Annotated in this window: 21 protein-coding genes and 2 tRNA genes; 10 read left to right on the top strand and 13 right to left on the bottom strand. The window is 71.2% G+C overall.

All coding sequences use genetic code 11. The features are described 5' to 3' along the window. Positions 1–6: 6 nt before the first annotated feature. Together rsgA and ABZX30_RS26870 are read left to right on the top strand one after the other, a co-directional pair. A complete protein-coding gene (gene rsgA / locus ABZX30_RS26875; protein ID WP_355937836.1) occupies positions 7–1,017 on the top strand; it encodes a ribosome small subunit-dependent GTPase A in 1,011 nt (336 codons plus the stop codon). Between the two features lie 76 nt (positions 1,018–1,093). Continuing rightward, the gene (locus ABZX30_RS26870; protein WP_355937834.1) at positions 1,094–1,417 is read left to right on the top strand and encodes a multidrug efflux SMR transporter; all 324 of its coding nucleotides are present in this window, start codon (positions 1,094–1,096) and stop codon (positions 1,415–1,417) included. Positions 1,418–1,456: 39 nt separating this feature from the next. Here the strand turns inward: ABZX30_RS26870 and ABZX30_RS26865 are convergent, their stop codons facing one another. Beyond that, positions 1,457–2,062, bottom strand: a complete 606-nt coding sequence (locus ABZX30_RS26865; RefSeq protein WP_355937832.1) for a helix-turn-helix domain-containing protein — start codon at positions 2,060–2,062, stop codon at positions 1,457–1,459. A 209-nt stretch (positions 2,063–2,271) separates the two neighbouring features. Here ABZX30_RS26865 and hisN point away from each other — a divergent pair, with 209 nt between their 5' ends. Both hisN and ABZX30_RS26855 read left to right on the top strand, forming a co-directional pair. After that, entirely contained in the window at positions 2,272–3,072 is an 801-nt protein-coding gene (gene hisN, locus ABZX30_RS26860; protein WP_355937830.1) for a histidinol-phosphatase, read from the top strand. Between the two features lie 162 nt (positions 3,073–3,234). Continuing rightward, positions 3,235–3,630, top strand: a complete 396-nt coding sequence (locus ABZX30_RS26855) for a CBS domain-containing protein (RefSeq protein WP_355937828.1) — start codon at positions 3,235–3,237, stop codon at positions 3,628–3,630. Between the two features lie 52 nt (positions 3,631–3,682). On the opposite strand, the gene ABZX30_RS26850 is transcribed toward ABZX30_RS26855, so the two are convergent. Continuing rightward, complete coding sequence (locus tag ABZX30_RS26850) at positions 3,683–5,134, bottom strand: catalase (RefSeq protein WP_355937874.1); 1,452 nt, start codon at positions 5,132–5,134, stop codon at positions 3,683–3,685. Between the two features lie 146 nt (positions 5,135–5,280). Here ABZX30_RS26850 and ABZX30_RS26845 point away from each other — a divergent pair, with 146 nt between their 5' ends. Next, positions 5,281–5,697, top strand: coding sequence for a Fur family transcriptional regulator (locus tag ABZX30_RS26845; protein WP_355937826.1), 417 nt, complete (start codon positions 5,281–5,283; stop codon positions 5,695–5,697). A 142-nt stretch (positions 5,698–5,839) separates the two neighbouring features. Here the strand turns inward: ABZX30_RS26845 and ABZX30_RS26840 are convergent. From ABZX30_RS26840 to ABZX30_RS26825, 4 genes are all read right to left on the bottom strand, one after another. Beyond that, positions 5,840–5,913: transfer RNA gene (locus ABZX30_RS26840), tRNA-Met, on the bottom strand. A gap of 85 nt (positions 5,914–5,998) precedes the next feature. Next, positions 5,999–7,843, bottom strand: a complete 1,845-nt coding sequence (locus ABZX30_RS26835; RefSeq protein WP_355937824.1) for a sel1 repeat family protein — start codon at positions 7,841–7,843, stop codon at positions 5,999–6,001. Between the two features lie 217 nt (positions 7,844–8,060). Continuing rightward, positions 8,061–8,134 (bottom strand) — tRNA-Met (locus ABZX30_RS26830). 51 nt (positions 8,135–8,185) lie between these two features. Then, on the bottom strand, positions 8,186–11,077 hold the full coding sequence (locus ABZX30_RS26825) for a UPF0182 family protein (RefSeq protein WP_355937872.1): 2,892 nt from the start codon (positions 11,075–11,077) through the stop codon (positions 8,186–8,188). A gap of 164 nt (positions 11,078–11,241) precedes the next feature. Between ABZX30_RS26825 and ABZX30_RS26820 the strand changes: the two genes are divergently transcribed. Further along, entirely contained in the window at positions 11,242–11,784 is a 543-nt protein-coding gene (locus tag ABZX30_RS26820) for a PPA1309 family protein (protein ID WP_355937822.1), read from the top strand. Positions 11,785–11,847: 63 nt separating this feature from the next. On the opposite strand, the gene ABZX30_RS26815 is transcribed toward ABZX30_RS26820, so the two are convergent. The 3 genes from ABZX30_RS26815 to ABZX30_RS26805 form a co-directional block, all read right to left on the bottom strand. Next, positions 11,848–12,945, bottom strand: coding sequence for a PDZ domain-containing protein (locus ABZX30_RS26815; RefSeq protein ID WP_355937820.1), 1,098 nt, complete (start codon positions 12,943–12,945; stop codon positions 11,848–11,850). A gap of 354 nt (positions 12,946–13,299) precedes the next feature. After that, on the bottom strand, positions 13,300–13,761 hold the full coding sequence (locus ABZX30_RS26810) for a molybdenum cofactor biosynthesis protein MoaE (protein WP_355937819.1): 462 nt from the start codon (positions 13,759–13,761) through the stop codon (positions 13,300–13,302). 135 nt (positions 13,762–13,896) lie between these two features. Then, complete coding sequence (locus ABZX30_RS26805) at positions 13,897–15,009, bottom strand: SDR family oxidoreductase (RefSeq protein ID WP_355937817.1); 1,113 nt, start codon at positions 15,007–15,009, stop codon at positions 13,897–13,899. A 191-nt stretch (positions 15,010–15,200) separates the two neighbouring features. Between ABZX30_RS26805 and ABZX30_RS26800 the strand changes: the two genes are divergently transcribed. Together ABZX30_RS26800 and ABZX30_RS26795 are read left to right on the top strand one after the other, a co-directional pair. Further along, positions 15,201–16,658, top strand: a complete 1,458-nt coding sequence (locus tag ABZX30_RS26800) for a zinc-dependent metalloprotease (protein ID WP_355937815.1) — start codon at positions 15,201–15,203, stop codon at positions 16,656–16,658. Beyond that, positions 16,655–17,176, top strand: a complete 522-nt coding sequence (locus tag ABZX30_RS26795) for an NUDIX hydrolase (RefSeq protein ID WP_355937813.1) — start codon at positions 16,655–16,657, stop codon at positions 17,174–17,176. Before ABZX30_RS26800 ends, ABZX30_RS26795 begins: the two co-directional genes overlap by 4 nt. A 45-nt stretch (positions 17,177–17,221) precedes the next feature. On the opposite strand, the gene ABZX30_RS26790 is transcribed toward ABZX30_RS26795, so the two are convergent. The 4 genes from ABZX30_RS26790 to ABZX30_RS26775 form a co-directional block, all read right to left on the bottom strand. Further along, a complete protein-coding gene (locus tag ABZX30_RS26790) occupies positions 17,222–17,977 on the bottom strand; it encodes an AIM24 family protein (protein WP_355937811.1) in 756 nt (251 codons plus the stop codon). 17 nt (positions 17,978–17,994) lie between these two features. Then, positions 17,995–18,675 carry an AIM24 family protein gene (locus ABZX30_RS26785; RefSeq protein ID WP_355937810.1) on the bottom strand — a complete coding sequence of 227 codons (681 nt, stop codon included), beginning with the start codon at positions 18,673–18,675 and terminating at the stop codon, positions 17,995–17,997. Between the two features lie 11 nt (positions 18,676–18,686). After that, entirely contained in the window at positions 18,687–20,336 is a 1,650-nt protein-coding gene (locus tag ABZX30_RS26780; protein WP_355937808.1) for a TerD family protein, read from the bottom strand. Between the two features lie 143 nt (positions 20,337–20,479). Then, positions 20,480–21,070, bottom strand: coding sequence for a M48 family metallopeptidase (locus tag ABZX30_RS26775; RefSeq protein WP_355937806.1), 591 nt, complete (start codon positions 21,068–21,070; stop codon positions 20,480–20,482). A gap of 313 nt (positions 21,071–21,383) precedes the next feature. Between ABZX30_RS26775 and ABZX30_RS26770 the strand changes: the two genes are divergently transcribed. After that, positions 21,384–22,598 (top strand): TOMM precursor leader peptide-binding protein, encoded by a 1,215-nt coding sequence (locus ABZX30_RS26770; protein ID WP_355937804.1) that lies wholly within the window; start codon positions 21,384–21,386, stop codon positions 22,596–22,598. Continuing rightward, positions 22,591–23,949 (top strand): AarF/ABC1/UbiB kinase family protein, encoded by a 1,359-nt coding sequence (locus ABZX30_RS26765; protein ID WP_355937802.1) that lies wholly within the window; start codon positions 22,591–22,593, stop codon positions 23,947–23,949. The genes ABZX30_RS26770 and ABZX30_RS26765 overlap by 8 nt, the downstream gene beginning before the upstream one ends. Positions 23,950–24,013: the final 64 nt, after the last annotated feature.

Here is a 24,013-nt window from a genome sequence, read left to right as displayed (position 1 = left end):
ACCGCCATGCGCCGCTACGGCAAGCACACCGACGAGGACGACATCCGCACCCGCCCCAACCGCAAGGGCAACCGGCCCCGCACCCACATCCGCCCCAAGCACGAGGACGCGGCCGAGGGCATGGTCCTCACCGTCGACCGGGGCCGGCTGACCTGCCTCGTCGACGGCCGTACGGTGCTGGCGATGAAGGCCCGCGAGCTGGGCCGCAAGGCCGCGGTGGTGGGCGACCGGGTGGCGCTGGTGGGTGACCTGTCCGGGAAGAAGGACACCCTCGCGCGGATCGTCCGCATCGGGGAGCGCTCGTCGCTGCTGCGCCGCACCGCGGACGACGACGACCCGTACGAGCGGGTGGTGGTCGCCAACGCCGACCAGCTGGCGATCGTCACGGCCCTGGCCGACCCCGAGCCGCGGCCGCGGCTGATCGACCGCTGCCTGGTCGCGGCCTTCGACGGCGGCCTGGAGCCCCTCCTGGTGATGACCAAGTCGGACCTGGCACCGCCGGACAAGCTGCTGGAGCTGTACGGCGCCCTGGACATCCCCTACGTCGTCACCAACCGCGAGGAACTGGAGGACGGCGGTGCGGCCGACCGGGTGCGGGAGCATCTGGACGGCCGGATCACGGCCTTCGTCGGCCACTCGGGCGTCGGCAAGACGACCCTCGTCAACGCGCTGGTCCCCCAGGAGCGCCGGCGCATGACGGGCCATGTGAACGCGGTGACGGGCCGCGGCCGTCACACCACCACGTCGGCCCTCGCCCTGCCCCTGGCGGCCGACGGGGGCTGGGTGATCGACACACCGGGGGTACGGTCCTTCGGCCTCGCGCACATCGACCCCTCCCGCGTCATCCACGCCTTCCCGGACCTCGAACCCGGCACGGCGGGCTGCCCGCGCGCGTGCAGTCACGACGAACCGGACTGCGCGCTGGACGCCTGGGTGGCCGAGGGCCACGCCGATCCGGCACGGCTCTACTCGCTGCGCAGGCTGCTGGCCACCCGGGAGCGCACGGAAGGCGACTGACGGCCGCGTTGTTTGGCGGCACGCGAGCCCGGTAAGTGCATAATCGCACCGAGCCGGACCTACGGGAGGACAGCACATGGCGTGGCTGCTGGTCATCGTGGCCGGAATGCTCGAGACCGGTTTCGCCGTCTGCCTCAAGCTGTCGCACGGTTTCACCCGCCTGTGGCCCACGATCGCCTTCGCCTGCTTCGCCCTGGGCAGCTTCGGCCTGCTGACCCTCTCCCTGCGGAAACTGGACGTCGGCCCGGCCTACGCGGTGTGGACCGGCATCGGCGCGGCGGGCACCGCGATCTACGGCATGGTCTTCCTCGGCGACCTGGTCTCCGCGCTGAAGATCATCTCCATCAGCCTGGTCATCGCCGGCGTGATCGGCCTGCAACTGTCGGGCTCGGCGCACTAGGTGTTCTGTCCACGGAGGTTGGCTCGCCGCAGCCACGCCTCACGCCGACTGTCGGGCCAGAGCCTCACGCACCAGTTCCGCGACCCCGTCCGCCCCCGGCGGAGCCGCGACGCAGGACAGGGCGAGCCGTACGGCGAGTTCACAGGACCTGGCCAGCTCGGCGGTGTCCGCCGGGCCCGCTCCGGGACCGGCCAGCACCGCGACCGCCCGGTCGCGCACGATCCGCACGAAGTCGCCGGGCGAGGGCAGCGGGCCGTCCGCCCGGCGTTGCGCCGGTACGGCGGAGGAGGACGACAGGGCGGACAGCGCCGGCGCGGGCAGGCGCTCGCTCCAGCAGCCCGTGAGCATGGCCCGTACCAGCGCGTTGTCCCGGGCGGCCGACGTCATCCACTCGGCGGTGGCGGTGAGCCGGTCGCACGGGTCGGCGTGCGCGGCGAGCGCCCGGTCCACCCCGGCGATGTACCCGTCGGCCTCTCTCCGGACCAGCGCTCTGGCGAGCCCCTCCTTGCTGCCGAACTCGTTGTACAACGTCTGCCGGGACACTCCGGCCGCCGCGGCCACGTCCACCATCCGTACGGCGGACCACGGCCGGCGCGCAAGCGCCGTGTAGGCGGCGTCCAGCAGGGATTCCCGCGCTGCAGGCATCATCGCCTCCCTCGGGCGAGCGGCTCTGCGCCCAGATTTGACGCGCGCACAGGCACTGTCAAGGGTTCACGAAGGCACCAGGGGGCGCCTTCGTACCGGCATGCGCGTGTCCTCCGCTGACCTCCGCGCCCCGGTCCGGTGCCCCCGTGCCCCCTCGTACCCCCCGCCCCCGGTAGCACCGCCCCGAGTCGCCCGGATACGGTTCCTGCATGCCCGACTACCTCGACGACCTCCGACTGGCCCACGTCCTCGCGGACGCGGCCGACGCGGCGACGACGGCTCGCTTCAAGGCTCTCGACCTCAAGGTGGAGACCAAGCCGGACATGACCCCGGTGAGCGAGGCGGACAAGGCCGCCGAGGAGCTCATCCGCGGCCAGCTCCAGCGTGCCCGCCCCAGGGACGCGATCCTCGGCGAGGAGTACGGCGTCGAGGGCACCGGGCCCCGCCGCTGGGTGATCGACCCGATCGACGGCACCAAGAACTACGTGCGCGGCGTTCCCGTCTGGGCCACCCTCATCGCCCTGATGGAGGCCGGCGAGGGCGGCTACCAGCCCGTCGTCGGCGTGGTCTCCGCACCCGCCCTCGGCCGCCGCTGGTGGGCCGCGAAGGGCCACGGCGCCTTCACCGGCCGCAGCCTGACCTCCGCCACCCGTATGCACGTCTCCCGCGTGTCGAAGCTCGCCGACGCCTCCTTCGCGTACTCCTCGCTCAGCGGCTGGGAGGAGCAGGGCCGGCTGAACGGCTTCCTCGACCTCACCCGCGAGGTCTGGCGCACGCGCGCGTACGGCGACTTCTGGCCCTACATGATGGTCGCCGAGGGCTCGGTCGACCTCTGCGCCGAGCCCGAGCTGTCCCTGTGGGACATGGCCGCCACCGCGATCGTCGTCACCGAGGCCGGCGGCACTTTCACCGGCCTCGACGGCCGCCCCGGCCCGCACAGCGGCAACGCGGCCGCGTCGAACGGCCTGCTGCACGACGAGTTGCTGGGGTATCTCAACCAGCGCTACTGAGTCCCACGGGACGATCACGCGCGCCCTCAACTGGCCGCGTGCGCCCCCTTGTTGACCCGTCCTTTACCTGGGACCCTGAGAGCACCCTCGTTTGTGAACTTGTGAATCGATGAACCATGTCCTTCACGGGTTCATCGGATTCGTAGGAGGTGCCTCCATCCCATGCTCGTCCGTGACGCCATGAGCACGGTGGTCCTCACCGTCGGCCCCGCCCACACCCTCCGCCAAGCCGCCGCCCTGATGTCCGCCCGCCGGATCGGCGCCGCCATCGTCCTCGATCCGGAGGCCGGCGGCATCGGGATCCTGACCGAGCGGGACATCCTCAACTCCGTAGGCCTCGGCCAGAACCCGGACACCGAACGCATCCACGCCCACACCACCAACAACGTCGTGTTCGCCGCACCGACCTGGACCCTGGAGGAGGCCGCCCGCGCCATGGCGCACGGCGGCTTCCGCCACCTCGTCGTCCTGGACAACGGGGAGCCCGCCGGAATCGTCTCGGTGCGCGACATCATCCGCTGCTGGGCACCGGCCCGGCCACACGTCGTCCCGGCCTGAACACGGAACGGGCCGGGCCCCGCGGGGGAGCCCGGCCCGTCACCGGTGCGCGTCAGCCGCGCAGGGCCGGCACCGCGGTCTCCAGCCGCTTGCCGAAGTCCCCGTCGGCCCGGCGGAAGTTGTCGATCGCGCGCTTGGCGATGTCGTTTCGCGAGACCTGCGCCAGGGAGCCGGCGAGGTTCCGGACCAGGCGCTCCTTCTCTTCCTCGGACATCAGCCGGTAGAGGTTGCCCGCCTGGACGAAGTCGTCGTCCTCGGCGTGCACCGGGGCCTCGTGGTCGCCGGTGACGCCGGAGACCGGGACCGGCTGCCAGAGGGGGCGGTCCGTCTGGGAGGGGCCGCCGAAGCTGTTCGGCTCGTAGTTCTTGGCGCCCTTGTGCCGGCCGTCGTACAGGTAGCCGTCACGGGAGTTGGTGCGCGCCTCGGCCGCGTGCGGGCGGTTCACCGGCAGATGGTCGGCGTTGATGCCGACGCGGTAGCGGTGCGCGTCGCCGTAGGCGAAGAGGCGGCCCTGGAGCATCTTGTCCGGGGACGGGCCGATGCCGGGCACGAAGTGCGCCGGGGAGAAGACCGACTGCTCGACCTCGGCGAAGATGTTCTCCGGGTTGCGGTTGAGCTCCAGCTTGCCGATCTCGACGACCGGGTAGTCCGCGTGCGGCCACACCTTGGTCAGGTCGAAGGGGTTGAAACGGTAGGCCGGGGCCTCGGCGGCGGGCATGATCTGCACGCCGACCGTCCAGGTCGGGTACTCGCCGCGCTCGATGGCCTCGCGCAGGTCGCGCTGGTGGGAGTCGGGGTCCTTGCCCGCGAGGGCCCCGGCCTCCTCGGCGGTCAGGGTCTTGATGCCCTGGTCGGTCTTGAAGTGGTACTTGACCCAGAAGACCTCGCCCGCCTCGTTGTTCCACTGGAAGGTGTGCGAGCCGAAGCCGTCCATGTGACGGTAGGAGGCCGGGATGCCGCGGTCCCCGAACAGCCAGGTCACCTGGTGGGACGACTCGGGGGACAGACTCCAGAAGTCCCAGACGTTGTCCGCCTCCTGCGAGCCCGTGTACGGGTCGCGCTTCTGGGTGTGGATGAAGTCCGGGAACTTGATGGCGTCCTTGATGAAGAACACCGGGGTGTTGTTGCCGACGAGGTCGTAGTTGCCGTCCTCGGTGTAGAACTTCAGCGCGAAACCGCGCGGATCGCGGACGGCGTCAGGTGCACCCAGGTTGCCCGCCACGGTCGAGAAGCGGAGGAAGACCTCGGTCTGCTTGCCGACCTCGGAGAGGAAGCCGGCGCGCGTGTACGGGGTGACGTCGGCGGTCACCGTGAAGGTGCCGTAGGCGCCGGCGCCCCGTGCGTGCACCACGCGCTCCGGAATGCGCTCGCGGTTGAAGTGGGCCAGCTTCTCCAGAAGGAGCTGGTCCTGGAGGAGCACCGGGCCGCCGACGCCCGCGGTCTCGCTGTTCTGGTTGTCGGCCACCGGCGCACCGGCCTCCGTCGTGAGCGGTCCCCGCGTCACGTCCGCCTCCTGCGTCACTGCCGTTTCCTTCCTGCCACTCAGCCCAAAGTCAGGCTCGATCCTATATTGGACAAAGTCCAAGTCAAGTAGAGCTCCAAACTCACACCCGTTCGGAAACTGGTCCTCTTGCTGTTACGCTGGTTCGCATGAGCGACCTTCTGGATCGGCTGCGCGGACGCGGATGGCGGATGACCGCGCAGCGACGCGTCGTGGCCGAGGTCCTCGACGGCGAACACGTCCACCTGACGGCCGACGAGGTGCACGCCCGGGCCGTCGCCAAGCTGCCCGAGATCTCCCGGGCGACGGTCTACAACACGCTCGGCGAACTGGTCTCCCTCGGCGAGGTGCTCGAGGTCTCGACCGACCAGCGGGCCAAGCGTTACGACCCGAACGCGCACCGGCCGCACCAGCACCTGGTCTGCGCCCGGTGCGGCGCGATCAAGGACGTCCACCCGATCGGCAACCCGCTGGCCGACCTCCCCGACTCGGAGCGCTTCGGCTTCACGGTCTCGGACGTCGAGGTGACGTACCGCGGCGTGTGCCCGAACTGCGCGGCGGCCTAGCCTTCGGACCGCGAGCACCGCGAAGCCCCGGCACCGATGGGTACCGGGGCTTTCCGCGATGTCGACTCGTCACGACACCAGCCGACTCGTCACAACACCGAGGGCCGGAACCCATTTCTGGATTCCGGCCCTCGGCCTTCAGTAGCGGGGACAGGATTTGAACCTGCGACCTCTGGGTTATGAGCCCAGCGAGCTACCGAGCTGCTCCACCCCGCGTCGATGAACCAGACACTACGTGAGGGATGCGCCGGGAAGCAAATCGCTCGGGATCACCCGCCTTTGCGCATGCCGTCGGCCGGCGCTACGCGGACAGCTCCTCCCGCAGCGCGTCCCGCAACCGCGCCGCCCGCTCCGCGACCGCCGCGGGCCCGAGCGTCACCGCCCGGTCGGCCCAGCGCTGGCCGACCGCCAGCTCTCCCCGACGCGCGTAGACCAGGGCCAGCCGAAGCGCCGCCCGCCCGTGCCCGGCGTCGGCGGCCCGCTCCCACCACACCGCCGCCTCGGGCTCACTGCCCTCCCGGGCCAGCAGCAGCCCCAGGTTGAACGCCCCGTTGCGCGACCCGGCCTGAGCCGCCTCCCGGTACCACCGTGCCGCCTCGACCACGTCCCCCCGGGCCGCCGACAGCATCCCGACCCGCACCTGCGCCCGCCGGTGCCCCTGGCACGCCGCGCGCTCGTACCACTCCTCGCACTCGGTCTTCTCGTGCACGGCCTCACCGAGCTCGTGCGCCGGCTCGGCGGGCCGCCGCGCGTCCAGCACGGTCGCCAGCCGGTACGCGGCCTCCGCGCTGCCGCCGCCCGCCGCACACCGCAGATGCCGCTCGGCCTCCTGCTCGTCACCCTCCCGCAGCCGCGCGATCCCGACCTGCAGCGCCGCCTCGGTGTGCCCGGCGGCGGCCGCACGCTCGTACCAGCGCAGCGCGACGGCGGTCTCGCCCCGCCCGGCGTACAGGATGCCCAGGTTGAACGCGGCGTCCACGCTGCCGGCCTCGGCCGCCTTGGAGAACCACGGCTCCGCGCCCGTCGTGTCGCCGCCCTGCAGCAGCAGGATGGCGAGGGCGTTCGCCGCCTCCCGGTGCCCGGCGTACGCGGCCCGCCGGTACCACTGCTCGGCCTGGGCGGTCCGGCCCTGCTCGGCGCAGAGCAGGGCGAGATTGTAGGCGCCGTTGTCGTCACCGGCGTCCGTCGCCGCCCGGTACCACCGCTCGGCGGTCTGGGTCTCGCCGCGTTCGGCGTGCAGCGCCCCGAGCGCGTTGGCCGCGTTGCCGTCACCGTCCTGCGCGGCCCTGAGCCACCACACGGCCGCGCTCTCGGTGTCCCCGGCGTCGCGCAGCAGGAAGCCGAGCGCGCAGGCGGCACGCGCCTCACCGTCCTTGGCGGAGGTCAGGTACCAGCGCCCGGCCTCCTTCAGCTCGCCGCGCTTCTCCAGGATCGCGCCGAGGTGCAGCGCCGCCCGCCGGTGTCCGCGCGCGGCGGCCTGGCGGTACCACTGCTCGGCCTCCTCGGCGGCGTGGCCGGCCGCGGTTGTCTCCTCGTGCGCGGCCCTGCGGTCGAGGGCGCGCGCCAGCCGGTACGCGGCCTCCCGGTGGCCGCGCTCGGCGGCGGCCCGCATCCACCGCTCGGCGCCGGCGTCCCCGCGGTGTTCGAGCAGGTCGGCGAGCGCGTACGCGCCGAGTACGTGTCCCTGTTCGGCGGCCTGGCGCAGCCAGTACTCGGCCGCGGGCTCGTCCCCGCGCTCGCGGTGGTGCCGTCCCAGCGCGTGCGCGGCCGCGGCGGAACCGGCGACGGCGGCGATGCGCCACCATCCGGCGGCCTCGTCGGCGTACCCGCGCTGGTGCAGGAGGACGCCCAGGTTGTTGGCGGCGGCCCGGTCACCGGCCGCCGTGGCGGCACGCAGATGGGGTTCGGCTCCGTCGAGGTCGCCGCGGCGCAGCAGCATGGCCCCGAGGACGCTCATCGCCTCGGCGTCACCGGCCTGCGCGGCGAGCCGCTGACGCGCCTCCTCCGCGACCTCACCCGCCTCGTCACGGTCGGCGGACGGCACGAGGTCGGCGGGCAGCACGAAGTCGGCATCCTGCGCAAAGGCTGCAGGTTGCACAAAAGGCCCTGTCTCCCACAGAGATGCCTTGTCCCCCATAACGTCCATCGTCGCACCACCTACAACCGGGGTACACCCGGAATACCGCAGCCCGTGAGGTCACTTCAGCGTTTTGTCGACATGCCCACAGAGAGACAAGTCAAACACAGATCACCGAACTCCCCACGGCGGCGCGGCGGGTCCGCGCGCCGATACATGCGTTCGCCGCACCTGCGCACACCACGAAGGCCCGGATCCAGTCAAGGATCCGGGCCTTCGATTGCAGTAGCGGGGACAGGATTTGAACCTGCGACCTCTGGGTTATGAGCCCAGCGAGCTACCGAGCTGCTCCACCCCGCGCCGTTGTGACTCAACCGTATCACGGCGCGGGGTGACCGTTGACCGGCCCGGTCAGCCGCCGCCGGCCTTGCCGGACCGGGACTGCGCCTTCTCGGCCCGCTGCAGTGCGTCCTCGAGGTCCTTCTGCGCCTGGCCGTACGCCGTCCAGTCGTTCTTCTTCAAGGCCTCCTGGCCCTCGTCGAACGCCTTCTGGGCGTCCTTCAGGGCCTGCTGGACCGTCGGGTTGCCGGACGTGGGCGGGTTGTCGGTGCCGGTGCCGGTCTCCGTGTCCGTGTCCGTGTCGGACGGTGTGGTCGACGGCTTCGCTCCGAAGACCACGTTGAGGGCGTCGTCGAGGGTGTTCTCGAAGGCGGTCTTGCCCCCGTAGGTCACCAGCACCTTCCGCAGCAGCGGGTACTTGAGCCCGCCGCCGCGCACATAGACCGGCTCCGCGTACAGCAGGCCCCCGTCGAGCGGCACGGTCAGCAGGTTGCCGTACTCGATGTCGGAGTCGCCGCCCTTGAGCAGCTTGATGGCCGCGGCGATGTCCTGTTCGGAGTTGAACTTGCTCTGGACCTGTTTCGGTCCGTCGACCGTCGTGCTCGTCGGCAGCTTCAGGATTCTGATCCTGCCGTAGTCGCCCGAGCCCGCCTCGGCGTCGACCGACATGAAGGCGCTCAGGTTGTCCCGGCCGTTGGGCGTGAACGTCGTCGACAGCGAGAACGCCTGCGACGCCTGGCCGGGCACCTTCATGCTCAGGTAGTACGGCGGCACCGCGTTGCCCGACTTGTTGGTCGGGTCGTCCGGCACCTGCCAGACCTCACTGCCGGTCAGGAAGGTCTGCGCGTCGGTCACGTGGTAGCGGGTGAGCAGCTCGCGCTGGACCTTGAACAGGTCCTGCGGGTAGCGCAGGTGGGCCATCAGGGAGTCGGAGATGGCGCTCTTCGGCTTCACCGTGCCCGGGAACGCCTTCATCCAGGTCTTCAGGACCGGGTCCGCGGTGTCCCACTGGTACAGCCTGACGTCGCCGGTGTACGCGTCGACGGTCGCCTTCACCGAGTTGCGGATGTAGTTGACCTGGTTCTGCTGGGCCACCACCGCGCGGTTGTCGTTGGTGGCGGTCAGCGAGTCGGCGGTGGTGTCGCCGAGGGTCGTACGGGAGGCGTACGGGTATCCGTTCGTCGTCGTGTACGCGTCGACGATCCACTGGATGTGCCCGTCCACGACCGCCGGGTAGGCGTCGCCGTCGATGGTCAGCCAGGGGGCGACCGCCTCGACGCGCTCCTTGGGCGTGCGGTTGTACAGGATCCGCGAGCCCTCGCCGATCGCGCCCGAGTAGAGCATCTGCGGCTCGTTGAAGGCCACCGCGTAGGCGGCGCGGTTGACCGGGCTGGAGAGGCTGACCCCGCTCTTGGCCCGGTAGCTGGTGGTCTTCTCGCCCGTGTCGTCGGAGTAGTCGACCTCCTTCTGGGGGCCGCCGACGATGGAGTACGTGGTGGTCTTCTCGCCGTAGTAGACGCGCTGCTGGTACTTGGGCAGGTCACCCTTGGCGGGCAGGTCGTACTCGGTGAAGACCGGCTGTCCCTCGGAGTCCGCCTCGGTGCCCTTGGCGGCGACCACGCCGTAGCCGTGGGTGTAGCGGAAGTGGTTGTTGATCCAGTTCTTCTTCGGGATGCCGTCGAGGTTCAGCTCGCGCAGGCCGATGACGGTGTCCTGGTCCTTGCCGTCCTTGGTGTACCGGTCGACGTCGAGGTTGGTCGGGAAGCCGTAGTAGTTCCGCATCTGCTGCAGCTGCTGGAACGTGGGCGAGACGATGTTCGGGTCGAGGATCCGGATGCTCGCCGCCTTGCCGACGTCGTCGCGCAGGGTGGTCTTGTCCTCGGTGGTGCTCCGGCCGGCGTACTCGGAGACCTTCGCGTCGTCGATGCCGTACGCCTTGCGTGTGGCCTTGATGTTCTTCTCGACGTAGGGCGCTTCCTTGGCCTGCTCGTTCGGCTGGACCTGGAACTTCTGCACGATCGCCGGGTAGAGGCCGCCGATGAGGATCGCGGAGAGGACCATCAGGCCGAAGCCGATCACGGGCAGCTGCCAGGTGCGCCGCCACAGGGTGGCGAAGAACAGCAGGGCGCAGATGGCGGCGATGCAGAACAGGATCGTCTTGGCGGGCAGGTAGGCGTTGGCGTCCACGTACCTCAGGCCGGTCCAGTTGCCGGTGGCCTTGAAGTCGCTGGACTTGACCGCCAGCCCGTACCGGTCGAGCCAGTAGGCGACCGCCTTCAGGGCGACGAAGACGCCGAGGAGCACCGACAGGTGTCCGGTGGCCGCGGCCGTGGCGCGGGCGCCGGGGCTGGTGACGCGCAGCCCGCCGTACAGGTAGTGGGTGAGCGCGGCGGCGATCAGGGACAGGATCGCGGCGGCGAAGCCGAAGCCGAGCAGGAACCGGTACCAGGGCAGGTCGAACGCGTAGAACGAGACGTCCAGGTGGAACTGGGGGTCCTTCTGGTGGAAGGGCACGCCGTTGACCCACATCAGCCAGGTCCGCCACTGGCCGGCCGCGGACGCGCCCGCGATCAGTCCCACCAGGGCGGTGATGGCGGCCAGCAGCCACTTCTTGTACGGCGCGATGCCCATGCGGTAGCGGTCCAGGCTCTGCTGCTCCATGGACATGGCGCTCAGCGGGGGCCGCATCCGGTGGGCCAGCCAGATGTTGAACCCGACCGCTATGGCCATCAGCAGCCCGAAGACGAAGAACAGGCCGGTCTTCGTCCACAGTGTGGTGGTGAAGACGGACGAGTAGTGCACCGAGCGGTACCAGAGCCAGTCCGTCCAGAAGCCGGCGAACATGGTGAACGCCATGCCGAGCGCGGCGAGGACCCCCAGGGTCATGAGCAGGGTCCGGGCGCGCCTGGACGGGCGGCCCACTCTGATCCGCGGCCCCGTCGGGCCTCCGCCGCGGTCCGGCATCTGGAAAGCCAAGGTGCGCCCCTCGATGTTCGCTGTCGATCCGTCAGGCCCTGATGTTCTCGGGCCGTCCGTGGTCCCCCGTGATCGCGGTCCCACACCTATGCAACTTACTCACGGTTTACTCGGTTCCCGATTCCGGCCGGGAACGAGGCAGGATTGTGACCATGTCCAACACTCCCATGGCAGCGAGCCCGCTCACCCGGGCCGTACTCGAGATCGACGAGTACGCCTCCGGCCTCGGCTGGGACCAGCCCGCTCGCCTCTTCGCCCTCGTCGACACCGCGCGGCTGCGGGCCCAGGAACCCTCGCTCGCGGCGCAGCTCGGTCTGGAGGAGGGACCGCAGACCACCGGTCTCACCCCGATCGAGCAGGACGAGGTGCCGACGGACCGGCCGCTCGACGAGTTCCTCGGCACCATCGCCTGGCCCGACGCGGTGGCCGGCTGCGCGCTGACGGTGGAGCGCCTGATGCTGCCGCCGGCCGCCGAGGCCCAGGTCCCCGAGGGCCTGAACGAGGCGAAGCTGGCGAAGTGGGTGGCCGCCCACCCCGAGCGCCAGGAGGTCCGCATGACGGTCGCGGTGCTGCGCGACGGCACCCGCGAGTCGGCGCTGCGGCTGCGCGAGAAGGACACCCCGACGGAGGTTCTCACCGGCCCCGACCTGGTGCCGGGACTGGCGGAGGCGCTGATGGCGACATTCGCCGACTGAGCCGGCCGGGCGCGCCGAGCCGGCCGGGCCGGCTCAGCCGATGGGGCTCCCGGGCAGCCGGGGTCAGCCCTTGGTGGTGCACTTCGGCAGGTCGGCGGTGTCGCCGCCACGGATGTCCTTGAGGGCCTCGAGGGCGTCCTCGATGGTGTTCACCTTGACCAGCCGGAGTCCGCTCGGGGTGTCCTTGGCGGCGGCGGCGCAGTTGTCGGCGGGCGTCAGGAAGTACTGGGCGCCCTTGCCGCGCGCGCCGACGGTCTTCATCTCGATGCCGCCGATCGGACCGACCTTGCCGTCGTCGTCGATGGTGCCGGTGCCGGCCACGAACTTGCCTCCGGTCAGGTCGCCCGGGGTCAGCTTGTCGTAGATGCCGAGGGAGAACATCAGCCCGGCGCTGGGGCCGCCGACGTCGGCGAGCTTGATGTCGATGGTGAACGGGAAGGTGTGGTCGGTCCCGGCGGAGATCCCGACGATGGCGCGCTTGGCTCCGGTGTCGTGGGAGGCCGCCGTGGTGATCGTGACGTCCCTGGTGGCGGTCGCCGTCCGGTGCTCCTTCTCGGCGGCGGCCTGCTCCTTGGCCGTGACGACCTTGAAGACGACGTCCTGGCCGGGCTTGTGCTTGGTCACCAGCTCGGCGACGTCGGCCGGCTCCTTGACCGTCGTGCCGTCCACGGCCTTGATCACGTCACCGGCGTGCAGCCGGCCCTCGGCCGGGGAGTCCTTGACCACCGTGGAGACGATCACCCAGGACTTCACCGGGATGTCCAGTTGCTGCAGGGCGGCGACCTTGGCGCTCTCCTGCGACTGGGTGAACTCCTCGGCGTTCTCCTGGGTGGACTGCTCCTCCGTCTTGCCGTCCGGGTAGAGCGTGTCGTGCGGCACGACCTTGCTGTCGTGGGCGAGCCATCCGTAGACGGCCTCCACCAGGTTCATCCGGTAGTCGGCGCTGGTGACCCTGACGGTGGTCATGTTGAGGTGCCCGGAGGCCGCGTACGTCTTGTGCCCGGAGATCTGCAGCACCGGCTCGCCGTCGTGGTCGCCCAGGGTGTTCACGGTCGGCCCCGGAGACATCTCCGAGTACGGCACGGGGATGAAGACTCCCGCGCACAGGAGCGCGATCAGCATCAGGGTGGAGGCGAGCATCGTCGCGGTGCGGCGTGGCATGCCTCGACAGTACGGGACGCCCCTGTCGGCGCACCGTCAGGGCCACCCTTGTACCGTCCCCGTCAAGTACGGGAGTGAGACCTCTCCATGGCCTCACGGAAACGGGCGTATCCGTCCAGCTCGGGGCCGTCGCTCCGGACCTTCCGTGTCCGGTTGGCCCAACTGCCCCAGAGTCCGGCGCCGATGGCAGCCACCAGCGGAATCAGCAACCAGGCGAGTGCCGCCATGCCGCCCTCCCAACCCATGTGAGCATCCGGGTGAGCATCCGGACTGACTGATCAGCAGATTAACCTTCCGCACTGACAACGCTCACGGCAGGGGTCGGGTTACGCAACCGGGATACGGCAAGTGGGCTCAGCAGGCGCCGACCCACTCCTCGGTGCCGTCCGAGAATTTCTGGTGCTTCCAGATGGGCACCTCGTGCTTGAGGTCGTCGATCAGCTTCCGGCAGGCCTCGAAGGCCTCCGCCCGGTGCGGACACGCCACCGCGACGACGACGGCGAGATCCCCTACCCGGAGGTCACCCACCCGGTGTACGGCCGCCAGCGCCCGCACCGGGTACTCCGCGACGACCTTCTCGGCGACGCGCCGCATCTCCGCCTCGGCACTCGGGTGACACGAATAGCCCAGCGCGTCGACGTCGGCGCCCCCGTCGTGGTTCCGCACCGTCCCCACGAACAGAGCGATCCCCCCGGCGGCGTCGTCCCCGACGGCCCGGAACACCTCATCCACCGACAGGGCGCTCTCCCGGACGCCGATCAACCTGACGGGATCCTGGCCGGGACGCTCTGCGGGGTGCTCATTACTGGCTGACATAGGACCATCGTGCCGCACGACACCGACGACACGGAACAGCCCGCGAGGGATGCCGGGCACGACCCGTGAGGAGAGGGGAGGGACGCGGCTCCTGGGGCCGGGAAGGGCAAGGGCGGCGGGTGCGAGAACCGCTCCTCAGATGCGGCGCCGTGCCTTCCGGGCCCGCCGCACCACGGCTGCGGCGCCCAGCAGGGCCACGGTCGCCCCCGCGGCCCCGGCCGCCGTCGCGTCCTTCCGCCCCAGCCGCCGCCCGGCAACGGTGTGCCGCCCGGACACCTCGTCCAGCAGCTCCGCGAGCACCTCCTCGTTGGTCCACCGCGGCCGCCACCCGGCGTCGTGCAACCGGCTCCCGCTCACCACCCACGGGTACATCGTGTACGCGAGGTCCCCCGCCGGTGACGGAGTCAGCCCGATCCGGTGCAGCCGCGCCGCCGCCCCCAGCGCCACCGCCGACGGCAGCTCCATCCGCCGGATCCCGCTGAGTTCCTCGACCTCCTCCTGCTCCAGCCACCCGTCGCACCCGACGGCCAGCTCCCCCTCGACCTTCTCCAGAACGGCGTACTCCAGCGCGCCGCACAGGTCCTCGACATGACAGAACTGCCAGACCGGCCGCGACCCGGCCACCACCAGCAGCCGAGGCGACTCGAAGTACCGGGTCAGCGCGGTGTCGGTGCCCCCGACCAGCACCGCCGGCCGTACGACGGTGACGTTCAGCCCGGGATGCGCCCGCGGAGCGCGCCGCGCGAGCCGCTCGATCTCCAGCAGGTCCCCGACCCCGGTCGCCTCGGCCGTCGCCCGCAGCTCCGCGTCCTCCGACAGCGGCAGCTCGTTGTCCGGCAGCGCCCCGTAGACCATCGCGGAGGTGCACAGCACCACACGGTGCACCCCGGCCGCCGCGGCCGCGGTCAGCACGGTCTGCGTGCCCCGGACGTTGTAGGCCGTACGCGCCGCCGGATCGGTCTCCAGATCCAGGTCGAGCGCGAGGTGGACGACGACGTCGGCGCCCCGCAGCTTGTCCGCGATCGCCGGGTCCCGCACGTCGAGGATGTGCCACTGCGCCGCCGCGCACTCCCCGCGCCGTTCGTCGATGGCGATGACCTGCTTGACTTCGTCCGACGCGGCGAGCCGCTCGGTGAGCAGCGCCCCGACCCCGGTCGCGGCGCCGGTGACGGCGACGACGGGCCCGCGCGTGGCAGGACCGGTTGAGTGGTTTCGCGCTGCGCGAACCTGCGGATCTGGGGAACTCACCAGGCGTCTCCAGCGGTTGTCTTCAGTACGAGCGTGAGTGACGCGTACGTACCAGGTGGCATCCATCCTGCCGCAGGCCGAGAGTCGGCGAAGCACCGAGGCCCGATCGGGTCGGGGTGTCTACGCTGGGTGGTGTTGTCGGGCAGCCGCGCCGCCGGAAGAACCGGTGGCCTTACCAGCCGAGGAATCCCGTGAGTGACACCCCATTCGGATTCGGCCTTCCGCCGGAGGAGCCGGAAGACGGCGACGAGGGCAAGAAGAAGGACCAGGAGAGCGGTGGTGGGCAGGGACCGGCCAACCCGTTCGGTTTCGGGCTGCCCGGGGCCGGGGGTTTCGGCGGCCCCGGCGCCGACCATCCGCTCGCAGCCATGTTCGGTTCGCTGAACCCCACCGACCTGGGCGCCGCCTTCCAGCAGCTGGGCCAGATGCTCTCCTACGAGGGCGGCCCGGTGAACTGGGACATGGCCAAGCAGATCGCCCGCCAGACGGTCTCCCAGGGCACCCCGGACGGCGTCAAGGACGCGAGCGTCGGCCCCGCCGAGCGCCAGGCCGTGCAGGAGGCCGTCCGTCTGGCCGATCTGTGGCTGGACGACGCGACGTCCCTGCCGTCCGGTGCGGGCACCGCGGTGGCCTGGTCGCGCGCGGAGTGGGTCGAGGCGACCCTGCCGGCCTGGCAGGAGCTCGTCGACCCGGTCGCCGAGCGGGTCGGCGCGGCCATGGGCGACGTCCTGCCCGAGGAGATGCAGGCCATGGCGGGCCCGCTGATCGGCATGATGCGCTCGATGGGCGGCGCCATGTTCGGCACGCAGATCGGGCAGGCCGTCGGCGTGCTCGCGGGCGAGGTCGTCGGCTCCACCGATATCGGACTGCCGCTCGGCCCGGCCGGCAAGGCCGCGCTGCTGCCGGCGAACGTCGAGGCGTTCGGCAAGGACCTCGGCGTGCCGCGGGAGGAGGTGCGGCTCTACCTCGCCCTGCGCGAGGCCGCCCACCAGCGCCTCTTCGCGCACGTGCCGTGGCTGCGCTCGCACCTGTTCGGCGCGGTCGACGGCTACGCGCGCGGGATCAAGGTGGACACCGCCAAGCTGGAGGACGTGGTCGGCCAGTTCGACCCGCAGAACCCCGAGCAGTTGCAGGACGCTCTCCAGCAGGGCATGTTCCAGCCGGAGGACACGCCCGAACAGAAGGCGGCCCTGGCCCGCCTGGAGACCGCGCTGGCACTCGTCGAGGGCTGGGTGGACGCGGTGGTCCACGCGGCCGCGAAGCCCCGGCTGTCGTCCGCCGACGCGCTGCGCGAGACGCTGCGCCGCCGCCGCGCCACCGGCGGCCCGGCCGAGCAGACGTTCGCCACGCTGATCGGCCTGGAGCTGCGCCCGCGCCGCCTGCGTGACGCCTCCCGGCTGTGGGCCTCGCTCACCGACGCGCGCGGCGTGGACGGCCGGGACGCCCTGTGGTCCCACCCGGACATGCTGCCGACGGCCACCGACCTGGACGACCCGGACGGCTTCGTCCACCGCGAGCAGCTGGACTTCTCCGAGCTGGACAAGATGCTCGGCGAGGCGGCGGGCGGCTCGGCCGGGAAGCCGGACCTGAGGAAGCCGGACCTCGGCGAGCAGGACGGGGACGAGGCCAAGGGCGACGACACCGAGTGAGCCTGTACGACGACGCGGTCCTCGTGCTCAAGGGCTACGAGGACCAGGAAGCGCTGCGCCAGGCCTACCTGGACCACCTGGCGGCACACCCGGACGGCATGTGGAAGGCCTGCGGTGCGGGGCACCTCACGGCGAGCGCCCTGGTGATCGATCCCGAGCGCGGCCGGGTGCTGCTCACCCTGCACAGGAAGCTGCGGATGTGGCTCCAGATGGGCGGCCACTGCGAGCCGGGGGACGCCACCCTGGAGGAGGCCGCCCTGCGGGAGGCGACGGAGGAGTCCGGCATCACCGGCCTCGCTCTGCTGCCGGGCGGGCCGGTGCGGCTGGACCGGCATCCGATCCCGGCGCCGTGCCACTGGCACTTCGACGTGCAGTACGCGGTCCTGGCGCCGTCCGGCGCGATCCAGGAGATCAGCGACGAGTCCCTCGATCTGCGCTGGTTCGGCTACGACGAGGTGGCGGACGTGGCGGACGAGTCGGTGGTACGACTGTTCGGGGCCACGCGCGCCAGACTCTGACGGGACGAGGGGTGACCGCCCGGCGCGGTCACCCCTCCCTTGTGCTCAGCTCCAGACGTTCCCCTGGTTCTGTCCACGCGCCCCCTGCTGTCCCATCCCGAACTGCGCGGCGAGACCCTGTCCGATCTGGGCGTGCTGCGGCGGCAGCAGTTCACTCGGCTGGACCAGCGCGAAGCCGGTGCCCATGAAGCTGAGCTCCCAGCCCTCGCCGGTGCTGCCCCGGCGCCGCCACACCCCGGAGGAGTGCGTCTGGGCCTGCATCTGCACGCGCAGCCCGGTCGACCAGGCGACGATCGCGTCGGCATCGCAGTTGACGTACTTGTCGGGTGTCACCTGCATCAGCAGCGGGGCACCCGAGGTCATCAGGGCGACCTTGCCGCGCCCGGTGATGTTGAGCTGGTACTTCCCGGAGCCGGAGATGCCGTACAGGCTGTCGACGGCGATGACCTCGTGGTGCAGCGAGGAGTCCATGGCGAGGACGTAGCCGCTGTCGACCGTCAGGCCGTCCTGCTCCACCTCCATGACGTGGACGTACTGGGCGAGGTTGGCCAGGTAGACCGTGCCCTGCCCGTGACAGCGCATCAGGTCCAGGCCCTCACCGGTGTACGCACGCGCGCGTGCCTGGTTGTTGCTGCGGTACTCGGCGTCGAACTCGACCAGCCCCTGGTAGGCGACCATGGTGCCCTTGCGGGCCAGGAGGTCGTCGTGCCCGTCCAGGGTGACGCGGAGCATCTGCTTGTTCTGCAGGCTCCACCGCTCCTGCGTCTGCAGGTCGTTGTGGGCGAAAAGCGGGCTCTGCATGGTATGTGTGCTCCCCCTCAGCCCCGGAACCGGAGGCGGTCGGTGCTGTCCTCGCTGGGCTGGACGACGACGATGCCCTGGCCGGAGAAGGCCATCTGGTAGGCCTCGCCGCTGCCCCGGCCGATCAGCGACTGCGCCTTGAAGCTGCGCTTGCCCTTGACCTTGAGGTTCGGGGACCAGGCGACGAGCGCGTCCGGGTCGACGTACGTCTCGTCCTCGCCGCCACCGCAGTCCACGACGATCGGCTTGCCCCGGGAGGTCAGGGCGACCCAGCCCTGACCGGAGATCTTGGTGTTCCACAGGCCCTGTCCGGCGAACTTCGCCAGGCCCTTGACCCGCTCCACGCCCCAGGTGAGGTGGGCGTCGAAGGCGAGCAGGTTGGTGGCGTTGACGGAGATGCCGTCGCCGTTGAGGTTGATCACGACGACGTTCGCCCCGTAGTCGGCCAGGTAGAGCAGGCCGTCCCCGGTGACCTTCATCAGGGGAGCGCCCTCGCCGGTGATCCAGTCACGGGCGACCTGACGCACGGCCGGCGGGTTGGGCTCGTACTGGATGAACCCTTCGTAGGCCACCATCGAGCCCACGCGCGCGAGGAGGTCGTTGCCGGTCTGCATGGCGACCTTCAGCATGTGGTCGCCGTGGTTCTCCATGCGGGCGGTGACGGGTGCGGGGGCATAGCCCGCGAGCGGCTGGTTCATGACGGGCTCCCTCAGACCTCGTACGGCTGGACGACGATGAAGTTGCCGGGCGCGCCCCGGAACTGCAGGTTGACGCTCTCCCCGGTGTCGCCGGGGTAGGCGTTGCGGCGCATGCGCACCTGGCTGGAGACGATCACCTGGGAGGCGGCGGACCAGGCGACCACCGCGTTGCAGTCGGCGAACGTGGTGGGGGTGACCGGCAGGACGACCGGCGTGCCGTGCGTCTTGACGACGATCGTGCCGGTGCCCTGGAACTGCATGGTGAACAGGGCTCCGCCCGGGATGCCGTGCCCCTCGATGCGGCGGACCTCGTACTGCAGGCTCTCGTCGAAGGCCAGCACGTTCTCGGCGGAGACGCAGATCGCGTCGCCCTGGAGTTCGACCGGGTGCAGGTGCGTGGAATTCTCGGCGAGGAACACCTGGCCCTGGCCGGTGCAGCGCATCAGCTGCATCTCCTGGCCGGTCGCGTTGCCCACGATCCGGCCGGCGAAGCCCGCCCCCTTGTAGTTGAAGTCGACCTTGCCCTGGTAGAGCACCATGCTGCCCTGGCGGGCGAGCACGGGCTGGCCGCCGATGCCGAGGTCGACGCGGATGAGCTTCTTGTTCTGCTGTGTCCAGCGCTGCCCGGTGGGCGTCTCCTTGAACTGCTGGAGCGCGGCGCCCACCCCGGCGCCCTGGTGGGCACCCTGAGGCACGCCGTACGGTGCGGCCGACTGGCCCGGGACCTGGCCGAAGGACGGCTGCTGGCCGTAGCCGGGGGGCGGGGTGGGCTGGCCGTAGCCCGGCGGCGGCGCCGGGGCCTGCGGGGGCTGTGCGTAGCCAGGGGGCAGGGGCGCGCCGGGGGCGGCGGGCTGGCCGTACTGGGGTGCCGGGGGCGGGGGCGGGACCGGGCCGGTGGGCGGGGTCAGGGGGGCGATGACCGTCGGCGCGGCGTGCACATTGGGCGCGGGCGGCGGCGTGAAGCCCTGCGGCGCGGGCGCCGGGGCGGGGGCCGGAGCGGGGACGGGGGCGGGGGCGGGGGCGGGGGCGGTCGGGGCGCTGAACGCGGGCGGCGCGGTGGCCTGGGCGGGCGGGGCGAATCCCGGCGTGACCCCGGCCTGGGGCTGCTGCGGGGCGGCGGCGGGCGCCTCTTCCTCGAGCACCTCGCCGCCGAAGTTCTTCAGCAGGGCCTCGAGGCCGCCGTCGAAGCCCTGTCCGACCGCGGCGAACCGCCATACGTCCTTCAGGTAGAAGTCGCCCAGCATCACGGCCCGCTCGGTGGAGAACTCCGAGCCGGTGAACGAGTACCGGGCCACCTCCTCGCCGCCCGCCACGATGCGCAGGTACCCGGGGCCGACCTGCGACATCTGACCGGCGCCGTCGATGGTCGCCGTGAACGACAGCTTCTGGATCTGCGGCGGGATGCGGTCCAGGGTGACCCGGAAGGATTCCGTGTCCCCGGCCTGTGTACCCAGGAGCTGGATGGACTCCTCGGGGGACTTCGGCTGGTTGAAGAAGATGAAGTACCGGTCGTCGGAGAGACGTTCGTCGGCGTCGAGACCGAAGCAGCTGATGTCGAAGGTCAGCCCGGGGGCGGAGATCTGCACACCTACGTACAGATCGGTACCCGCCGTGAGGTCACTGATCCTGGCCTTGTGGCCCCGTTGGAATTCCCTGGCCATGCGTTACGACCGTCCCCCATCCCGAATGTGAGTGCGTCGCGCCAGGCTAACGGCAAACTCCGAGACCGGACGAAGTCGGTACGGACCCGGTACAAAACCGTGGTCGGCATCCGCCCGGGATCACGGCGTACCGGCCGGTCAATTCACCGCGTACCGGGCAGATGGGGCAACCGCTCGGCGGCGACCACTCCTTCGAGGTAACCACGGGCCCGTTCGGTACGCGGATAGGCCTCCAGCAGCCGCCAGAAGCGCTGGCCGTGGCCGGGGACCAGCAGGTGCGCGAGTTCGTGGAGGAGGACGTAGTCGACGACGTACTCGGGCATGCCCTGCAGCCGGTGCGAGAGCCGGATGCTGCCCTCGGCGGGGGTGCACGAGCCCCAGCGCGTGTTCTGGTTGGTGACCCAGCGCACGGTGGCGGGCCGGGCCCTGCCGCCGAGGTACTGGGCCGACAGCCACTGTGCGCGCCCGGCCAGTTCCGCGTCGTCCAGTACCTGCTTGCTCTCCTGGGCCGCCAGTTTGTCGAGCATGACGGTCACCCAGCGCTGCTCCTCCGCCTCGGACATCCGGGCAGGGATCAGTACCACGGTGCGATCGCCCTCGCGGTACGCGGAGACCGTCCGGCGTCGCCGGTCGCTCCTGCGGACCTCGATCGCGCTCGCCCCCGAGCCGCTCGGCGGCTGGCTCGTCGTACTGCGCTGTGGCTTTGCGGCGCGGTGCAGTGGGTCGGCGGGCACGCCCCGACGTTACCCGTTGCGCCCGCGGGAAGTCCCGGGTCCGGAAAGGTTCCCTGCCGATCCCCCGCCATCCGTCTGATTCGTACGACCGATGCGCACGACCGATGCCCACGGCCGATGCGCACGGCCGGTGATCACCCGGTGTGCACGACCGGTACTGAACATTGATTTATATGACGAACCATGCCGCTTGTGGACAACTTCGGGCACCCGCTCGCCGGACCGGGCATGCTGGCACTCGTCGGCGGAGCGTGACCGGCTTCACCGCCCAGGAAGAAGTTCGGGGATTTTTTCAGGACTACGGGGGCCTGCGATGCATCCGATGGTGAAACCCGCGCTCCGGCGCGGCTGGCGCGACCTGAACACCGTGCAGTTCGGGATGACTCCGGCGCACGCGATGACACTGGGTCCGATGGACACGGCGACCGGCAGTTTCCTGGACCTGCTCAACGGCAGCCGGGGGCTGCCCCTCCTGCGCGAGGAGGGACGTCGGATGGACCTGCCCGACGGCCATGTCGACGGGCTCGTACGACGGCTGACGCGGGCGGGGCTCCTCGATGACGCCCAGGGGGGCGGGCCGGACGCCGACGCGCTGCGCGCCAAGCCGGACGTCCTCGACCGGCTGCGGCCGGACCTGGCGTCGCTGTCGCTGACCGCGTGCGAGCCGGGCGAGGCGCTCGCCCGGCTGGCGGCCCGCCGCGCGCTGCGCGTGCAGGTCCGGGGCACCGGCCGGGTCGGTGCCCTCGTGGCCTCACTGCTGTCGGGTGCGGGTGTCGGCGAGGTGGACGTGCGTGACGTCGGGTGCGTCGAGCCGTGGGACGTGGGGCCGGGCGGGTTGCCGGCCGAGTCCATCGGCGAGCGGCGGACGGAGGCGGCGCGGCAGGCGGTGCGCAGAGCGGCCCCGGGGCGTCCGCCGCGCCGGGGCCGGCGGTCGCCGTCGGAGAGTGGCGAGCCGGGCTTCTCCCTGGTGGTCCTCGCCCCTCGGGACGACGTGGCCGTGCACGCCCCCGACCCATCCGGGGCGGAGCCCCTGCTCGCCTCCGGGACACCTCATCTGCATGTGGGTGTCGTGGAGGGAACCGGCGTCGTGGGTCCCCTCGTACTGCCCGGCGAGACGGGGTGCGCCGGATGTCTGCACCAGGGCCGTACGGACCGGGACCCGGTCTGGCCCCGCCTGGTCGCGCAGTGGCGCTCCGGGAGGACCCGGCCGGTGCCGCCGTGCGATGTGACGCTGGCCACGACGGTCGCCGGACTCGCGGCCGCGCACGCCCTGGCCTTCCTCGACGGCGGATCACCGTCGAGCGCGGGGGCACGCTGGGAGGTCTCCCTACCCGGCCTGAACTGGCACGCCCGGCCGATCTGGCCGCATCCCGCATGCCCCTGCGGGGCCGCGGACAGAGGTAACGGGGAACACTCCTCCACGAACGGGGAGCCGCACGAGACAATGGCGGTGCAACGGCCGTCGACGCGTCGACCGAGCACGATGGACGAGACGCGGCCGACTGGGACTTGGAGGGCGCATGTCTGATCTTCCCCGGAAGGCGGTCACCCGGACCGCCAAGCTCGCCGCGCTCCCGCTCGGTTTCGCCGGGCGGGCGACCTGGGGCCTGGGCAAGCGGATCGTGGGCGAGTCCGCGGAGATCGTCGGCCGTGAGCTGCAACAGCGGACGGCCGAACAACTGTTCAAGGTCCTCGGCGAGCTGAAGGGCGGGGCCATGAAGTTCGGGCAGGCGCTGTCCGTCTTCGAGTCGGCCCTGCCCGAGGAGATCGCCGGACCCTACCGGGCTGCCCTGACGAAGCTGCAGGACGCGGCTCCGCCGATGCCGACCCGCACGGTGCACGCGGTGCTGGAGGAGCAGCTGGGGCCGCAGTGGCGTGAGCTGTTCCTGGAATTCGAGGACAAGCCGTCGGCGGCCGCCTCGATCGGGCAGGTGCACCGCGGGTTGTGGCACGACGGCCGCGAGGTGGCGGTCAAGGTGCAGTATCCGGGGGCGGGCGAGGCCCTCCTGTCCGATCTCAACCAGTTGAGCCGTTTCGCCCGTCTGCTGGGCCCGCTCATCCCCGGGATGGACGTCAAGCCGCTGATCGCGGAACTGCGGGACCGTGTCTCCGAGGAACTGGACTACGGCCTGGAGGCGCAGGCCCAGCGGGTCCACGCGGAGGAGTTCACGGACGACGCCGACGTCGTGGTCCCGGCGGTGGTGCACCAATGTGATCAGGTGCTGGTCACGGAGTGGATCGACGGCATCCCGCTCTCGGAGGTGATCTCGGACGGCAGCACGGAGCAGCGCGATCGCGCCGGCCAGCTCCTGGCCCGCTTCCTGTTCTCCGGCCCGGCCCGCACCGGCCTGCTGCACGCCGACCCGCATCCGGGCAACTTCCGCCTGCTGCCCGACGGCGAGGACAGCTGGCGCTTGGGCGTCCTGGACTTCGGTACCGTCGACCGCCTCCCGGGAGGCCTGCCCACGCCGATCGGCGACTCCCTGCGCATGACGCTGGAGGGCAGGGCCGAGGAGATCTACGAGCTGCTGTGTGCCGAGGGCTTCGTCAAGGAGTCCATAGACCTCGACCCGGACGCGGTTCTGGACTACCTCCTGCCGATCATCGAGCCGGCCCGGGCGGACGAGTTCACCTTCACCCGGTCCTGGATGCGCAGCCAGGCGGCCCGCATCGCCGACCCCCGCTCCCCCGCCCACCAGCTGGGCAAACAGCTGAACCTGCCCCCGGCGTACCTCCTCATCCACCGGGTGACCCTGAGCACCATCGGGGTCCTGTGCCAGCTGGGGGCGACGGTACGGCTCCGCGAGGAGCTGCAGGAGTGGCTGCCGGGGTTCGTCGTGCCCGAGGAAGTGACGGAGGAGCCGGCCGCGGAGGCCTGAGCGGCCGGCACCACGGGGCCGGCGCAACGCACCGCGGGGGCCGGTCCGTCAGGACGGACCGGCC

It is taken from the genome of Streptomyces sp. NPDC004542 (genome assembly GCF_040610035.1).
Lineage (GTDB): Bacteria > Actinomycetota > Actinomycetes > Streptomycetales > Streptomycetaceae > Streptomyces.
The sequence above is the reverse complement of the archived record's forward strand: the minus strand, read 5'-3'. Positions and strand labels throughout refer to the sequence as shown.

Bases quoted from the DNA above. Each gene is read 5' to 3' on its own strand.
- rsgA (WP_355937836.1), top strand. From the start codon at position 7: ATGCGCCGCTACGGCAAGCACACCGACGAGGACGACATCCGCACCCGC.
- ABZX30_RS26870 (WP_355937834.1), top strand. From the start codon at position 1,094: ATGGCGTGGCTGCTGGTCATCGTGGCCGGAATGCTCGAGACCGGTTTC.
- ABZX30_RS26865 (WP_355937832.1), bottom strand. From the start codon at position 2,062: ATGCCTGCAGCGCGGGAATCCCTGCTGGACGCCGCCTACACGGCGCTT.
- hisN (WP_355937830.1), top strand. From the start codon at position 2,272: ATGCCCGACTACCTCGACGACCTCCGACTGGCCCACGTCCTCGCGGAC.
- ABZX30_RS26855 (WP_355937828.1), top strand. From the start codon at position 3,235: ATGCTCGTCCGTGACGCCATGAGCACGGTGGTCCTCACCGTCGGCCCC.
- ABZX30_RS26845 (WP_355937826.1), top strand. From the start codon at position 5,281: ATGAGCGACCTTCTGGATCGGCTGCGCGGACGCGGATGGCGGATGACC.
- ABZX30_RS26835 (WP_355937824.1), bottom strand. From the start codon at position 7,843: ATGGACGTTATGGGGGACAAGGCATCTCTGTGGGAGACAGGGCCTTTT.
- ABZX30_RS26825 (WP_355937872.1), bottom strand. From the start codon at position 11,077: ATGCCGGACCGCGGCGGAGGCCCGACGGGGCCGCGGATCAGAGTGGGC.
- ABZX30_RS26820 (WP_355937822.1), top strand. From the start codon at position 11,242: ATGTCCAACACTCCCATGGCAGCGAGCCCGCTCACCCGGGCCGTACTC.
- ABZX30_RS26815 (WP_355937820.1), bottom strand. From the start codon at position 12,945: ATGCCACGCCGCACCGCGACGATGCTCGCCTCCACCCTGATGCTGATC.
- ABZX30_RS26810 (WP_355937819.1), bottom strand. From the start codon at position 13,761: ATGTCAGCCAGTAATGAGCACCCCGCAGAGCGTCCCGGCCAGGATCCC.
- ABZX30_RS26790 (WP_355937811.1), bottom strand. From the start codon at position 17,977: ATGCAGAGCCCGCTTTTCGCCCACAACGACCTGCAGACGCAGGAGCGG.
- ABZX30_RS26785 (WP_355937810.1), bottom strand. From the start codon at position 18,675: ATGAACCAGCCGCTCGCGGGCTATGCCCCCGCACCCGTCACCGCCCGC.
- ABZX30_RS26780 (WP_355937808.1), bottom strand. From the start codon at position 20,336: ATGGCCAGGGAATTCCAACGGGGCCACAAGGCCAGGATCAGTGACCTC.
- ABZX30_RS26770 (WP_355937804.1), top strand. From the start codon at position 21,384: ATGCATCCGATGGTGAAACCCGCGCTCCGGCGCGGCTGGCGCGACCTG.
- ABZX30_RS26765 (WP_355937802.1), top strand. From the start codon at position 22,591: ATGTCTGATCTTCCCCGGAAGGCGGTCACCCGGACCGCCAAGCTCGCC.